This window comes from Mesorhizobium sp. ORS 3428 (assembly GCF_001854785.1).
Classification (GTDB): domain Bacteria; phylum Pseudomonadota; class Alphaproteobacteria; order Rhizobiales; family Rhizobiaceae; genus Mesorhizobium.
The window spans coordinates 1-1,711 of sequence record NZ_MDFL01000078.1 but is presented as its reverse complement, the minus strand read 5'-3'; the positions used below and the strand labels follow the sequence as shown (position 1 = coordinate 1,711).

The window sequence follows — 1,711 nt, the reverse complement described above, 5'->3', positions numbered from 1 at the left end:
GGAACCGCTATAGATCGGTACCTTACGCCCGTTGAAATAGGCAGGCGCGATGGGGCCGGCCCACTCGGGACCGATCGGAGGCTCTTTTCGGCGGAAATCGTCCTCCGATTGGTAAGGGAGCGCATAGGGACCAATCACGTCCATCAAAAGCTCCGCTGTCGCCTGCTGAATCTCCGAGCCCTTGATCTTAAGGATTGAGCTCGCTGGGTCTTGTGCGCCCTTTTGAAGCTTCGTGGAGTTGGCGACTACGCGAAGCTGCGTCATCTCGAGCGCCTTCAACTGAACCTCGACCGCAGCGACTTTCTTCCGGAAATCTGCGCAGTCGATCAGCCGCTCACCACCTATCCGGGTACGCGCTGCAAGTTCCTTGATCCGCCGGATCCGCTCCTTGGAGAGACCTACGCAGGCAATTGTAACTCGCCCGTTTCCCAAGACGAACTTAGCGTATTCCCAACCGCGGTTCTCCTCGCCTACTCTATTTTCGATAGGAACGCGCACGTTATCGAAGAAAACTTCACAGACCTCGTGATAGCCGTCGAACAACTGGATCGGACGTACCGTCACTCCTGGGGTCTTAAGGTCGATGAGCAGAAAAGATATACCAAGCTGTTTCTTTGCATCTGGGTCGGTCCTGACCAGGCAGAATATCCAATCTGAGTATTGAGCCAATGACGTCCAGATCTTCTGACCATTGACAACATAGTGATCACCGTCCCGCACGGCCCGCGTCTTGAGTGAAGCGAGATCTGAGCCGGCGTCCGGCTCGGAGAAGCCCTCGCACCACCAGTCGTCAACATTAACAATGCGGGGCAGGAAATATTCTTTCTGCTTCTCGGTGCCAAACGTGTAGATTACCGGCCCAACCAGGTTAATGCCGCTTCCAGCCGGTTCTGGCGCCGGCGTCTGACTTACCTCTTCCGAGAAAATGTACTGCTTTACCGCGCTCCAACCAGTGCCCCCATACTCGACGGGCCAGTGCGGCACTGCCCAGCCTTTTCGCGCCAGAATCCGCGTCCAGCGCACCTTGTCGTCTTTGCTAGGGTGCCGTCCCGCGATCAGCTTCTCTCGGATGTCCGAGGGGATCGCAGAGCGGCAAAAGGCCCTTACCTCGTCGCGAAATGCAAGCTCGTCGTCCGTGAAATTCAGGTCCATCGCACCTTCCTACAGCGCATAAACGCGCTTGCTCGTTTTGCTGATTATACTAGACCCTCGCTGCGGAAACTCCCGAATGCTGCGGTTAGGCGCTGAAATGCTGCGTCGGGCAGATGCATTGCGCAGCTTCATTGGCCCGCCATCAAACATGGACAATTCTAGCCCTTCCTGCCAAGCTAATTCCCCGCCTTTGACAACGACTGAAGCTGTAATGCACCCGGTCGGAAGTCGGTCAGGACACCTCTACCAGAGTGACTTACCGGATCGGCATAGCGGCAAAATCTGGGGGAGCATAAGCCCTCGCGGCGCGCAGCGATTTCAATGCCACTGATGCGCTCAACCATACGCCCGACCGAGTGTAAGATGGCTAGCAGGTGGCATCTTCTAGCACAGTACTTGCGGCTATATCGACAGGGGAGCACCCACGGGCACCTATCAAGTCGCGCTGGCCGACAATACTAGTATAGGCCGGCGAATGGTCTTCGTATTAACCCGGCTACGACAAACTCGACAATCGAGGTGAAGTCGAAAACTGGGATTCCCGTGGCGCGCTGGACTG

Annotated in this window: 1 protein-coding gene; it reads right to left on the bottom strand. The window is 56.4% G+C overall.

What is annotated here, in order from left to right; genetic code table 11:
- Window positions 1-1,152, bottom strand: a 1,152-nt coding sequence (locus ORS3428_RS08460; protein WP_071096401.1) for an acyl-CoA dehydrogenase family protein, incomplete at its 3' end; no start/stop codon positions are given.
- Between the last annotated feature and the right edge of the window lie 559 nt (window positions 1,153-1,711).